We start from the raw sequence: 12,784 nt of genomic DNA, 5'->3' as shown, positions 1-12,784 counted from the left end.
CCGACGTCGAGGCCGGTCTGGACGCCCTGTCCGATCTTCTTGAGCACGCTCCAGAAGCCCTGCAGCTCCATGTCGGTCGGCTGCGCGGCGGTTGCGGCCTGCGGGCCGGCGCTGAAGATGCCGAGGTTGTGGCCGACGTCGAGGCCGGTCTGGACGCCCTGTCCGATCTTCTTGAGCACGCTCCAGAAGCCCTGCAGCTCCATGTCGGTCGGCTGCGCGGCGGCTGCGGCCTGCGGGCCGGCGCTGAAGATGCCGAGGTTGTGCCCGACATTGAGCCCGGTCTGGACGCCCTGTCCGATCTTCTTGAGCACGCTCCAGAAGCCCTGCAACTCCATCTCCGACGGCTGCTCGGTGCCGGGGCCGACCGAGAACGGCGCGAACCCGCCCGCGATTCCGCCGATGGCGCCGCCAAAGTCGCGGCCGGTCTTGCCGCCGATCAGGCGTCCGATCGCCTGTCCGGCGAACCTGCCGAGAACGGAGCCGAAGATCCCTTCGGGATTCAATTGACCATAGTCCTCAGTCGACTGCTGCATGCCACTCATGTTGAGCCTCCTCGCTCGTTGTTTGATCTTCGAGCGGCGCGCCGCTTGACCTCATCAGGCGTAGTTGCTGCGCGACGTCGATCGAGGGCGATGTTGCGCGCGTGGCCGTGATGCAAGTGTCAAGCGGGGCGTGAAAGTGCCGTCAAAGTCGATCATGTGTGGAACGCATGGAGCAAGGTCACGCGGATCGTCAGACGCGTAGCATGCGCCTGATTTCGCGCTGCAGGCTCTCGGTTTCGCTCTCCGGCGTGGCGCCGACCTGCTTGCGCAGGATGGTGCGGCAGAAGTCATATTGACGCAGGGCGTCGGCACGGCGGCCCTGCTGCGCGTAGCAGCGCATCAAGGTGCGGTGGACGTCCTCCTGCAGCGGATCTGCGGCCAGCACACGCAATGAGAACGTCGTGGCGATCTCCACATGTTCCCGGCCGCCGACGTCCAGCAGGCCCGCGATCGCCCGGATCGCCCGCGTCTTCAGTCGTTGACGCTCGGCGGAGAGCCATGCCTCGAACGCGCAGGACGTCGAGCTGATGCCGTCGAGCAACTCGCCCCGGAACAGCGCGGCGGCGCGGGCCATGGTTTCCAGATCGCCGAGCTGCAGCAGCACCTCGAATTCCTGCACGTCGGTCGTGACGGCGTTCGGATGGATGCGGATGTCGTCGCGTTCCGCCGAGATCACCTCGGTGCATTGCGGCAGCACCCGGCGCAGCGTCAACAGCGCCTGGCGCAGGTTTGCGCGCGCGTTGTCGCCGAAGCGGCCTTCCCACAGGAGGGCGGCAAGCTTGCTGCGTGAAATGCCGTGCGGAGAGGTGAGGGCGAGATAGCCCAGGAGCGTTGCCGCCTTGCGGCTTGGGATGACGACCTGCTCGCCGGAGACGCGTCTGATTTCAAGACCGCCAAAGAGATTGATACGCAGCAGACTCATTGTCTCTCTCCTCTGAATGGCGACTCGCTGCGATCGGTGACGGGCCTGCAGAAGTCGAGCTTCTCGTGCGATGAGAATGAGCGGCTGCAACCCGATCAGGTCTGCACGGTCGTCGCCGAACGGCGAGCCGCCACGCTGTTCGTTGTCATCGTCGAAATGAGATCGGCAATGCAGTTAAGTCTTTCCGAGCAACGTTCGGTTCAATCTTGGATTGTAGGACGAAGCGAGACCCTGCCGCCTGGGCTTGCAGTATGCACTCCATCGGGTCCAGTCTGCGCGCAGCCGGAACCGCACGCTGTGAGCTACGCCACACTCTGGGTCGGACACCGTCGCGCCGCATGCTCGCCATGGTCAGAAGATTGGATTGTTCCCATGAGATCGTTCCGCAAGGAACTTTGGTTCCAGACGCCGGGCCGGCGGGCTTTCATCAACATTACGGGCGACGTCGAGGCGGCGCTGAAGGAGAGTGGCGTGCGCGAGGGGCTCGTGCTCGTCAACGCCATGCACATCACCGCGTCGGTGTTCATCAATGACGACGAGAGCGGGCTGCATTTCGACTACGAGCAGTGGCTGGAGAAGCTGGCGCCGCACGAGCCGGTCGCGGGCTATCGGCACAACCGGACCGGTGAGGACAATGCCGACGCCCACATGAAGCGCCAGATCATGGGCCGCGAGGTCGTGGTCGCGATCACGCAAGGCAGGCTGGACTTCGGTCCGTGGGAACAGATCTTCTACGGCGAGTTCGACGGCGGTCGGCGCAAGCGCGTGCTGATCAAGATCATCGGGGAGTAGGGGGCGGTGTCGCCGTTTCCGGATGCGTTGACGCCTCCGACTGACCCATGTCGTCACGGCCGGGCTGGTCCGTGCCACAATCTCCGCTGTCGTCCCTGCGAACGCAGGGACCCATACCGCGGAATCTATCGGTGAGGCACAACTACCAGCCATCGTCCCATTGAAGCCGGTGGTTATGGGTCCCTGCGTTCGCAGGGACGACAATGCAGGGCTGCGAGGCGTCGGTGATTCAGCCACGAAGGAGAGGCGCTTCCGGAGGTCATCACACCATCGACCTTGGATCCCGCAGGCCCCAACGGCCGGCCTCGACCAGGGTGATGAAGCGCTCCACGGCCTCATTAAACAACGCCGGCTCCTCCAGATTCAGCACATGGCCGGACTTCGGGAAGAACGTCAGTCCCGACGCCGGCAGGTGCTGCTTGAGGAACAGGCTCGGCTCGATGCAGGCGTCGTCCTCGTCGCCGCAAATGATCAGCGCGGGCGTGGCGACGCGGCGGATCGCATCCGTCATGATGTAGATCGAGGGCCTCGCGCCTTGAAAGCCGCGCATGGTGTTGGCCGAGCCCCTGGCGTCGTGGCGAGCGAGTGCGGCGTAGAAATCGGCGTGGCCGCGTGGGTCCTTGATCAGGAAGGGAATGCGGCCGGGCGCCTCGCGGGTGACCTTGGCGGTCTCGGCCGAGCCGAGGGTCTCGAACTGCTCGGCCGTGGCGCGACACTGGGCACGGAAGGCGTCGAGCTGCGTGAGGTCGGAGCCCGAGCCGACGCCGGCCAGCACCATCGAGCGGATGCGGCCGGGCGCGTTCAGCGCGACCTGCAGCGCGGAGTACGAGCCCATCGACAGGCCTACGAAATGGGCGCTGTCGATGCCGAGATGGTCCAGCACCGCCAGGGCGTCGGTGCAGAAGTGCACGTAGCTGTAGACGTCGGGCGCGGCCGGCACCTCCGAGGGCGTGTAGCCGCGCGCGGAGTAGGCGATGCAGCGATGGCGGCGCGCGAAATAGCGCAACTGCGGCTCCCAGTTGGTGTGGTCGGCGGCGAACTCGTGCAGGAAGATGAGCGGGGTGCCGGCGCCGACCTCTTCGAAATAGAGGCGAACGCCGTCTTTGGCCGTTGCGTGGGGCATCGTCAGCTCCTCCCGTGTCACGTGCTGCATGTTGACGAGTCGCGCGACACGCGACAATGGCCCGGCCGGCAGCCTTGTTTCCGCCCCAAGATAGACCCGGAATCACCCTCTCGTCGCCAGGCTTTCGCCGCCGAAGGTCATGGTTTCGTCACACCGCGACTTTTTACGGACCCCGCTGGCGGCTTGCAGAGGGGCCGCGCTGAGGACCAGGGGGTGCCAAGTCAGGGTACTGGGGGAAGTAACAGAAGGATTGAGTATGGTTGTGTCTACCCTTCGCCGGTCGCTTCACGTCGTTGCGCTGACCATGTGCTCGGCAGTCGTCGCCGTCACCGCAACACCGGCATCGGCCCGTCCGCATCACGGCTCGGGGCATCATGCCCACCGCAGCCACGGCGGCCATCACTACGCAGGGCATCATCACCACCGGCGTTCCGTCGCCCGGCTGTCGCGCTGGGAGCGCGGCGTGGCGCGGGTGCAGGTGAGCGGCGTTGCCGACGCGCAGGCCAGCGTCATGATGCCGGGAACGGCGTCCGACGGCATGGCGTCGTCCGGCGGCTTCGGCGGCGGCAGCAGCGTCGTTTCCGCGGCGCGCAGCTTCATCGGCAGCGGCAATCCGACCGGCCGGCGCAGCCTGTGGTGCGCCCGTTTCATGAACATGGTGCTGGAGCGCACCGGCCATCGCGGCACCGGCTCCGACATGGCGCGCTCGTTCGCGAGCTATGGCCAGCGCGTCTCCGGCCCGCAGGTCGGCGCGATCGCGGTGATGAGCCGCCGCGGCGGCGGCCACGTCGGCGTGGTGTCGGGCGTCGATGCCCAGGGCAACCCGATCGTCATCTCCGGCAACAACGGCAACCGTGTCCGCGAGAGCGCGGTGTCGCGGGGGCGGGTGTACGCCTACGTGATGCCGAACTAACCTATCTCGAACTGATGAATCGAGCCGTCGAGGCTCGCTCGGTGTGCGCCTCCCCCGCTTGCGGGGGAGGTCGCATCGCATCTTCGATGCGATGCGGGTGGGGGAAGTCTCTCCACACGAAGATCTCGCGTGGGGCGGCCCCCACCCTCCCCCGCAAGCGGGAGAGGGGGCGCGCCGCCGATGCAGCCAGCGCTCGAACTACACCAGCCGCGGCTGCTCCACGGCGAGTTCGTCGCCAACGGCGATATCGCCGGCTTCGATCACCTCGGCATAGATGCCGCATTCATTGTTGCCGCGCCGGGTCATCAGCGCGGGCGGGATGTCGAGGTCGCGGGCGGCCGTGTCCGGGTCGACGTTGACGGCGGCGCAGCGGGTGGTGGTCTTCACGACCTTGAGCCGCGCCGAGCCGATGCGCAGCGTCTCGCCCATGAGCGAGGTCTCGTGCCAGGCCGGCCAGCCGGTGACGTAGACGTTGGCGCGGAAGCGCAGCGGGTGCACGGGAGCGCCGACCAAGGTCTCGATCTCCGCAATGGAGGCGAGGTTGATGATCGAGACCACCTTGCGCGCCAGATCCGTAAAAGCGTAACCACCGCCCGACAGCAGCTTTGGCGGCCCGCGCAGCTCGGCGGCGAACTCGGCTGCGAAGAAGCGCTCGATCGCCGCGCGGCCGTCGGGGCTCTCGAGATCGCCTTGGGCGACGATCGCGCCGTCCTTGCGGATGGTGAGGATGTTGGTCGCGTCGTCGAAGATGGTCTTGAAGCCGGCGAGGCGCTCGTTGCGCATCAGCATCAGATACGCCGTCTTCGGTTTCCAGACCGGAGCTGCGGGATCGAACCCGCTGGGACCGTTCTCGAGCGCGTAGCGGCGGTCGGCCGGCAGGGTCTGGCCGACCCGCAAAGGCGCCCTCCGCAATGGTTCCGGGGTAAGGCCCTTGACGGGATAGCGGTACAGGCCGGCGATGCGCGCGGGAGGGGTCTGGCTCATGCCGCCTCATAGGAGATTCCCTTGGCCGCGGCCAGGGCACACGAATTTGTGAAGCGGCCTCTTCCGTTTTCGCACCGCCTTCCCACATTTCCACTCAAGCCGGGCGCAAGCCGGCGACGTCAATGGTTGCGGCGTTGATGGACGTCAACGTGCGCGGTCCGAAACCCAATGAAGATGCTGAAACCGTGCCTTCGGGGCGTCACAGCAGGCTGAGGGAAACATCATGAATATCGAAAAATATACCGAGCGCGCGCGGGGCTTCATCCAATCGGCGCAGTCGCTGGCGATGCGCGACGGCCATCAGCAGTTCTCGCCGCTGCATCTGCTGAAGGTCCTGCTCGACGACGGCGAGGGACTCGCTGGCGGTCTCATCGACCGCGCCGGCGGCAATTCGCGTGCGATCCTGAAAGCGACCGAGGATGCGCTGGGCAAGCTGCCGAAGGTGTCGGGCAGCGGCGCCGGGCAGATCTATCTGTCGCCCGAGCTGGCGCGCGCCTTCGACGCGGCGGAGAAGGCGGCTGAGAAGGCCGGCGACAGTTTCGTCACGGTGGAGCGGTTGCTGCTCGGCCTGACGCTGGAGAAGAACAGCGAAGCTGGCGGCATCCTCGCCAAGGGCGGCGTCACCGCGCAGAACCTCAACGCAGCGATCGAATCCCTGCGCAAGGGCCGCACGGCCGACTCGGCGACCGCCGAGAATGCGTATGACGCCTTGAAGAAATATGCCCGCGACCTGACCCAGGCGGCGCGCGACGGCAAGCTCGATCCGGTGATCGGCCGCGACGAGGAAATCCGCCGCACCATTCAAGTTCTGTCGCGTCGGACCAAGAACAATCCCGTGCTGATCGGCGAGCCCGGCGTCGGCAAGACCGCGATCGTCGAGGGCCTCGCGCTGCGCATCGTCAATGGCGACGTGCCGGAGAGCCTGAAGGACAAGCGGCTTTTGTCGCTCGATCTGGGCGCGCTGATCGCCGGCGCGAAATATCGCGGCGAGTTCGAGGAGCGGCTGAAGGCCGTGCTGCAGGAGGTCACGTCGGCCGAAGGCAGCTTCGTGCTGTTCATCGACGAGATGCACACCCTGATCGGTGCCGGCAAGGCCGACGGCGCGATGGATGCGTCGAACCTGCTGAAGCCCGCGCTCGCTCGCGGCGAGCTGCACTGCATCGGCGCGACCACGCTCGACGAGTATCAGAAACACGTCGAGAAGGACGCCGCGCTGGCGCGGCGGTTCCAGCCGGTCTACGTCACCGAGCCGACGGTCGAGGATACCATCTCGATCCTGCGCGGCCTGAAGGACAAATACGAGCAGCATCACGGCGTGCGCATCACCGACTCCGCGCTGGTGGCGTCGGCCACGCTGTCGAACCGCTACATCACCGACCGCTTCCTGCCCGACAAGGCCATCGACCTGATGGACGAGGCGGCGGCGCGGCTGAAGATGCAGGTCGACAGCAAGCCCGAGGAACTGGACTCGCTGGATCGCGAGATCATCCGGCTCAAGATCGAGCAGGAGGCCTTGAAGAAGGAGAGCGATCTCGGCTCCAAGACGCGGCTGCAGGCGCTGGAGAAGGAGCTCGCCGATCTCGAGGAGAAGTCGGCGGCGCTGACGTCGAAATGGAGCGCCGAGAAGGACAAGCTGTCCAACGCGCAGAAGCTCAAGAGCGAGCTGGACGGTCTGCGCATCGAGCTCGCCAACGCGCAGCGCCGCGGCGAGTATCAGAAGGCGGGCGAGCTGGCCTATGGCCGGATTCCCGAACTTGAGAAGCGGCTGGCCGACATCGAGGCCAAGGAGAATGCCGGCGAGATGATGGAGGAGGCGGTCACCGCCAACCACATCGCGCAGGTGGTCTCGCGCTGGACCGGCGTGCCGGTCGACAAGATGCTCGAGGGCGAGAAGGACAAGCTCCTGCGCATGGAGGACTCGCTCGGCAAGCGCGTCGTCGGCCAGTTCGAAGCCGTGCATGCGGTCGCGACCGCCGTGCGGCGCTCGCGTGCCGGCTTGCAGGACCCGCACCGGCCGATGGGCTCGTTCATGTTCCTAGGGCCGACCGGTGTCGGCAAGACCGAGCTGACGAAAGCGCTCGCCGAGTATCTGTTCAACGACGAAACCGCGATGGTCCGGCTCGACATGTCCGAGTACATGGAGAAGCACTCGGTGTCGCGGCTGATCGGCGCGCCTCCCGGCTATGTCGGCTATGACGAGGGCGGGGCGCTGACCGAGGCCGTGCGGCGCCGGCCGTACCAGGTCGTCTTGTTCGACGAGATCGAGAAGGCGCATCCGGACGTGTTCAACGTTCTCTTGCAGGTGCTCGACGACGGCCGCCTGACCGATGGCCAGGGCCGCACCGTCGACTTCCGCAACACGCTGATCATCATGACCAGCAATCTCGGCTCCGAGTTCCTGGTCAATCAGCCGGAGGGCGAGGATACGTCGGAGGTGCGCGAGCTGGTGATGGGCACGGTGCGGAGCCATTTCCGACCCGAGTTCCTCAACCGCGTCGACGAGATCATCCTGTTCCACCGCCTGCAGAAGAGCGAGATGGGCCGGATCGTCGAGATCCAGTTCGGACGTCTCCAGAAGCTCCTGGAGGAGCGCAAGATCACGCTGTCGCTCGATGGCGACGCGCGCGACTGGCTTGCCGCCAAGGGCTGGGATCCGGCTTACGGCGCACGGCCGTTGAAGCGGGTGATCCAGCGCAGCGTGCAGGATCCGCTCGCCGAGATGATCCTCGCCGGAGACGTGAAGGACGGCGATCACATGACGATCTCGGCCGAAGGCAATGTGCTGACCTTCAACGGCAAGGTGCCGCACACTGCCGAGATCGCGACGTTCGAGGCGCCGATCCCGAAGCGCAAGCTGAACTGAGCGGCGTTTCGCCGAACTGAAACGGAAGCGGCCCGCGCTGAGAGATCAGCGCGGGCCGTTTTCAGTTGAACGCGCCTTTGGGGGGGCGAGGGGTCTCGCTCACCGGCTGACCTGGATCGGGCCGGCGTCGGAGATGCGCGAGGCGCCGGTGCCGCGGCTGGTCATCATCTGGTCGACGCGGTCGCGCTCCTTCTCGAAGTTGGCCATGATCGGGCCCTCGAGCGACCGGCCCCGCGGCAGCTTCACGCGCATCGGGTCGACGAAGCGGCCGTTGACGAGGATCTCATAGTGGACGTGCGGGCCGGTCGACATGCCGGTCGAGCCGACGAAACCGATGACCTGGCCCTGGCGCACGCGCTTGCCGGGCTCCATGCCCTTGGCAAACGCCGACATGTGGCCGTAGGCGGTCTCGTATCCGTTGTTGTGCTTGATGCGGATATATTTGCCGTAGCCGCCTTCCTGGCCGACCTTCTCGAGCACGCCGTTGCCGGAGGCGAAAATGGGGGTGCCGTAGGCGGTGGCCCAGTCGACGCCGGTGTGCATCTTCACGAAGCCGAGAATCGGATGGCGGCGGCCGCCAAAGCCGGAGCGCATGATCGCGTTGTTGACCGGCTTGCGCACCAGGAACTTCTTCGCGCTCTTGCCGGTCTCGTCGTAATAGTCGACGACACTATCGTCGGGGGTCTGGAACCGGTAGTATTTCTTGGTCTCGCCGCCGACCGTCAGCGAAGTGAACAGCACCTCGGTCTTGTCGTTGTTGCCAGGCTTGTCGTCGTCGTCGCCGGCATAGAAGACGTCGAACGAATCCCCAGGCTGCACCTTGCGCTGGAAATCGACGTCGTAGGAGTAGATGCGGATCATGTCCTCGATGACCGGCGCGGGCACCTTGTTGCGCATCGCCGTCTCGTAAATGCTCTGATAGAGGCGGACACCGGTGCCGTCATCCTCCTCGTCATTGGTGTTGTCGGCGGTCTCGGTGACCGTGTTCATGCTCTGCGCGTCCACGGCGACGTATCGTCCGAGGTCCGACAGCGCGGCCACCGCCTCGATCATGGTGTCGTTGGCGACGATGACCCGGAACGGCTGTAGCCGGGCGCCGGGGGCAGGGCTGGATGGCGCCATCAGGATGCGCAGTTTCTCGCCTTCCTTCAGGCCGCCGTCACGGCCGCGCGGGCCGAGCTGGGCGGCGATCGCCTTGGCTTCGTCGGGCGTCGCGCCCTGGTCGCGCAGGATCGAGGCGACGGTATCGCCCTTCTTGACCAGGTGGACGCGCTCGCCGAGTGGATTGCCGCCGGTGATCTGGTCCTTGGTCTTGGGGAGCAAGGTGACATTTTCCGGCACCACCCGGGTCTCGAAGCCGGCGTAAGGATCGGGCAAGGTGCCGTCATTGGCATAGGACAGTTTCAGGTCGCCGCCTTGGACGGCCTGCGCGCCGGCCGCGTCGGCGGCGGCATTGGCAAGCGAGGCGTAGCGTACGCCGCCATTGTTGCCGCGCCAGTTCGCCGCATCACGGACCCGCATGACGATTTCGTCGAGCGCCACCGAGGTTGCGATCTTCGCCTTGGGGAGCACCGCGGCGAGATCCTTGGTCACGAACGAGACCTCGGCGTCGGGCTCGACGGCCTCGGGATTGTTCGGATCCTCGCCGGACCCTGTCTTGTCGTTGTCGGTGTCGCTCAGCAGGCGCTGGGCGTTGAACGGCGGGATCTTGGCGGAAAGATCGCTCGTCGTCATCGACAGGTTGCCCGAGATCCGGACATAGGGACGGACCCGGATGAGCTCGCGCGATCCCGCGCGGGTCACGGTCGAGATGCGCACCACATTGCGGGCCGCGGCCGCTTCGCTCGGCGGCGGCAGGCGGTCGCTCTTGCGCAGGGTGGCGACGCGGTCATTGGCACCGAAGGCGCCGCGCAGCGCGCTCTCCATCCGCTCCGGCATGCGCGCGAAGGTCATTTCGCCGTCGAGCGAGGCGAAAACGGCGCCGCCGATGAGGGCTGCGCCGCATAGACCCGTCAGAATCGTACCAGAGAACCATTGTACGGAAACGCGGCGGCGGTCGATCACCGCGGCCTCGGAGCCATCGACCGATAGCGGCGGCTCATGACCGAGATCGATCATGCCGACCTCGCGTCCATACCCCCCGCGTGACGTCCGATGGTTCAACCTTCGTCCCCCAAATTCAAAGTCAGCACCGAGATCACTCAGCTGCCGGTTGGCTTAACGTCCAAGACAAACGGCTCGGAATGATGGCGCGCTTCTGACGGTTCGAGACTCTCTGGCTGGAAAGCCGGAATCCGCAAACCGCTATTGTTCTTCAGGATCTCTCGATGTCGTCTCGGCCGTATCAGGCGAAGGGCTCGCCACTTCCTTGATCTGGATCATCCTTGAATCGATGGCAGTCCCCGCTGGACCCAAATCAACCCAGGTCGATGCTTAACAAATCGTCGCAGGATTGTGGCCCAAGTGGGGCACGAAGTCCGCAAGAAGTCGGGGTTCTCCTGCTGTCCGGAAAAAAATGATTCGATGCGACGATTTGTTGACATTGGGCGTTGACACCCCGATCGGCCCCCCCTATAAACCCGATCACTGAGCGCGGCGCCGCTTCGGGACACACCGAGGCGAGCATTCGCGCCAATATTGCTCCTCACTTCTGTTGAGTGATGCACAACCGGTAAAACCCGGTTGCTCATCGACGTCGGAAGATGTTGGGCGCCCCTCCATCCGAGGGTGGGACCGAGGTCCCGGGCTGTTTGACAAGTGAAGATGAAGAAAGAGAAACGTGGACGGCGGAGTCCTTGCGGGTCTCGGGATTGAAGGCTTCGGCTTTTGGTTCTGGGATCGGACGAGAAGACTTCGGCGGACAATGTTTCAAAGGTAACACCATGGTTTTCGCGCTGTGAAGCGTGGAGATCGATTGGTGGGACCTCGTCAAACGTTGTGATCAGCCGGTTCAAAGCTTCAAGTTCAACTTGAGAGTTTGATCCTGGCTCAGAGCGAACGCTGGCGGCAGGCTTAACACATGCAAGTCGAGCGGGCGTAGCAATACGTCAGCGGCAGACGGGTGAGTAACGCGTGGGAACGTACCTTTTGGTTCGGAACAACACAGGGAAACTTGTGCTAATACCGGATAAGCCCTTACGGGGAAAGATTTATCGCCGAAAGATCGGCCCGCGTCTGATTAGCTAGTTGGTGGGGTAATGGCCCACCAAGGCGACGATCAGTAGCTGGTCTGAGAGGATGATCAGCCACATTGGGACTGAGACACGGCCCAAACTCCTACGGGAGGCAGCAGTGGGGAATATTGGACAATGGGGGCAACCCTGATCCAGCCATGCCGCGTGAGTGATGAAGGCCCTAGGGTTGTAAAGCTCTTTTGTGCGGGAAGATAATGACGGTACCGCAAGAATAAGCCCCGGCTAACTTCGTGCCAGCAGCCGCGGTAATACGAAGGGGGCTAGCGTTGCTCGGAATCACTGGGCGTAAAGGGTGCGTAGGCGGGTCTTTAAGTCAGGGGTGAAATCCTGGAGCTCAACTCCAGAACTGCCTTTGATACTGAAGATCTTGAGTTCGGGAGAGGTGAGTGGAACTGCGAGTGTAGAGGTGAAATTCGTAGATATTCGCAAGAACACCAGTGGCGAAGGCGGCTCACTGGCCCGATACTGACGCTGAGGCACGAAAGCGTGGGGAGCAAACAGGATTAGATACCCTGGTAGTCCACGCCGTAAACGATGAATGCCAGCCGTTAGTGGGTTTACTCACTAGTGGCGCAGCTAACGCTTTAAGCATTCCGCCTGGGGAGTACGGTCGCAAGATTAAAACTCAAAGGAATTGACGGGGGCCCGCACAAGCGGTGGAGCATGTGGTTTAATTCGACGCAACGCGCAGAACCTTACCAGCCCTTGACATGTTTGGGACCGGTCGCAGAGACGTGACCTTCTCTTCGGAGCCCGAAACACAGGTGCTGCATGGCTGTCGTCAGCTCGTGTCGTGAGATGTTGGGTTAAGTCCCGCAACGAGCGCAACCCCCGTCCTTAGTTGCTACCATTTAGTTGAGCACTCTAAGGAGACTGCCGGTGATAAGCCGCGAGGAAGGTGGGGATGACGTCAAGTCCTCATGGCCCTTACGGGCTGGGCTACACACGTGCTACAATGGCGGTGACAGTGGGAAGCTAAGGGGCAACCCTTCGCAAATCTCAAAAAGCCGTCTCAGTTCGGATTGGGCTCTGCAACTCGAGCCCATGAAGTTGGAATCGCTAGTAATCGTGGATCAGCACGCCACGGTGAATACGTTCCCGGGCCTTGTACACACCGCCCGTCACACCATGGGAGTTGGCTTTACCTGAAGGCGGTGCGCTAACCAGCAATGGAGGCAGCCGACCACGGTAGGGTCAGCGACTGGGGTGAAGTCGTAACAAGGTAGCCGTAGGGGAACCTGCGGCTGGATCACCTCCTTTCTAAGGATGGCTCTTCAGCGTGATCTTCGGATCGGCTGGTCTTCGGACCGGTCAGCTATCGAGCTGTTTTAGAAACATCAGGGGCCGCCTGGATCGCCAGATCCATGTGAGCTCCATTGGCGGGATTTCGCCGTCTTCGTTTCTCTTTCTTCGCGGACGAACACGCTGCCTGGGGCTGCGCGGTTGCTGCA

General features: G+C 64.2%; 7 protein-coding genes, 1 rRNA gene and 1 pseudogene. 4 read left to right on the top strand and 5 right to left on the bottom strand.

Translation table 11 applies throughout. The features are described from left to right. Nucleotides 1-542, bottom strand: a pseudogene (locus ACQR0W_RS29650) (hypothetical protein); the annotation flags it as partial. Between the two features lie 190 nt (nucleotides 543-732). Further along, nucleotides 733-1,554: an AfsR/SARP family transcriptional regulator gene (locus ACQR0W_RS29645; RefSeq protein ID WP_316187045.1), complete on the bottom strand. Its 822-nt coding sequence runs from the start codon at nucleotides 1,552-1,554 to the stop codon at nucleotides 733-735. Between the two features lie 282 nt (nucleotides 1,555-1,836). On the opposite strand from ACQR0W_RS29645, the gene ACQR0W_RS29640 reads away from it, so the two are divergent. After that, the gene (locus tag ACQR0W_RS29640) at nucleotides 1,837-2,256 is read left to right on the top strand and encodes a secondary thiamine-phosphate synthase enzyme YjbQ (protein WP_316171779.1); all 420 of its coding nucleotides are present in this window, start codon (nucleotides 1,837-1,839) and stop codon (nucleotides 2,254-2,256) included. 262 nt (nucleotides 2,257-2,518) lie between these two features. On the opposite strand, the gene ACQR0W_RS29635 is transcribed toward ACQR0W_RS29640, so the two are convergent. Further along, nucleotides 2,519-3,379: an alpha/beta fold hydrolase gene (locus tag ACQR0W_RS29635; protein ID WP_316171778.1), complete on the bottom strand. Its 861-nt coding sequence runs from the start codon at nucleotides 3,377-3,379 to the stop codon at nucleotides 2,519-2,521. A gap of 256 nt (nucleotides 3,380-3,635) precedes the next feature. Between ACQR0W_RS29635 and ACQR0W_RS29630 the strand changes: the two genes are divergently transcribed. Beyond that, nucleotides 3,636-4,292 carry a TIGR02594 family protein gene (locus ACQR0W_RS29630; RefSeq protein WP_315718092.1) on the top strand — a complete coding sequence of 219 codons (657 nt, stop codon included), beginning with the start codon at nucleotides 3,636-3,638 and terminating at the stop codon, nucleotides 4,290-4,292. 198 nt (nucleotides 4,293-4,490) lie between these two features. Here the strand turns inward: ACQR0W_RS29630 and ACQR0W_RS29625 are convergent, their stop codons facing one another. Beyond that, nucleotides 4,491-5,276, bottom strand: a complete 786-nt coding sequence (locus ACQR0W_RS29625) for an MOSC domain-containing protein (protein WP_315826651.1) — start codon at nucleotides 5,274-5,276, stop codon at nucleotides 4,491-4,493. Between the two features lie 223 nt (nucleotides 5,277-5,499). On the opposite strand from ACQR0W_RS29625, the gene clpB reads away from it, so the two are divergent. Beyond that, entirely contained in the window at nucleotides 5,500-8,139 is a 2,640-nt protein-coding gene (gene clpB / locus ACQR0W_RS29620) for an ATP-dependent chaperone ClpB (RefSeq protein WP_316171777.1), read from the top strand. Between the two features lie 99 nt (nucleotides 8,140-8,238). Here the strand turns inward: clpB and ACQR0W_RS29615 are convergent, their stop codons facing one another. Continuing rightward, a complete protein-coding gene (locus ACQR0W_RS29615) occupies nucleotides 8,239-10,302 on the bottom strand; it encodes a M23 family metallopeptidase (RefSeq protein WP_315718088.1) in 2,064 nt (687 codons plus the stop codon). Nucleotides 10,303-11,104: 802 nt separating this feature from the next. Here ACQR0W_RS29615 and ACQR0W_RS29610 point away from each other — a divergent pair. After that, nucleotides 11,105-12,593: ribosomal RNA gene (locus ACQR0W_RS29610) — 16S ribosomal RNA — on the top strand. Nucleotides 12,594-12,784 lie beyond the last annotated feature (191 nt).

This window comes from Bradyrhizobium sp. HKCCYLRH1034, from assembly GCF_051168375.1.
Classification (GTDB): Bacteria; Pseudomonadota; Alphaproteobacteria; order Rhizobiales; family Xanthobacteraceae; genus Bradyrhizobium.
This window is presented reverse-complemented; position numbering and strand designations above follow the sequence as displayed.

Bases quoted from the DNA above. Each gene is read 5' to 3' on its own strand.
- ACQR0W_RS29640 (WP_316171779.1), top strand. From the start codon at position 1,837: ATGAGATCGTTCCGCAAGGAACTTTGGTTCCAGACGCCGGGCCGGCGG.
- ACQR0W_RS29635 (WP_316171778.1), bottom strand. From the start codon at position 3,379: ATGCCCCACGCAACGGCCAAAGACGGCGTTCGCCTCTATTTCGAAGAG.
- ACQR0W_RS29630 (WP_315718092.1), top strand. From the start codon at position 3,636: ATGGTTGTGTCTACCCTTCGCCGGTCGCTTCACGTCGTTGCGCTGACC.
- ACQR0W_RS29625 (WP_315826651.1), bottom strand. From the start codon at position 5,276: ATGAGCCAGACCCCTCCCGCGCGCATCGCCGGCCTGTACCGCTATCCC.
- clpB (WP_316171777.1), top strand. From the start codon at position 5,500: ATGAATATCGAAAAATATACCGAGCGCGCGCGGGGCTTCATCCAATCG.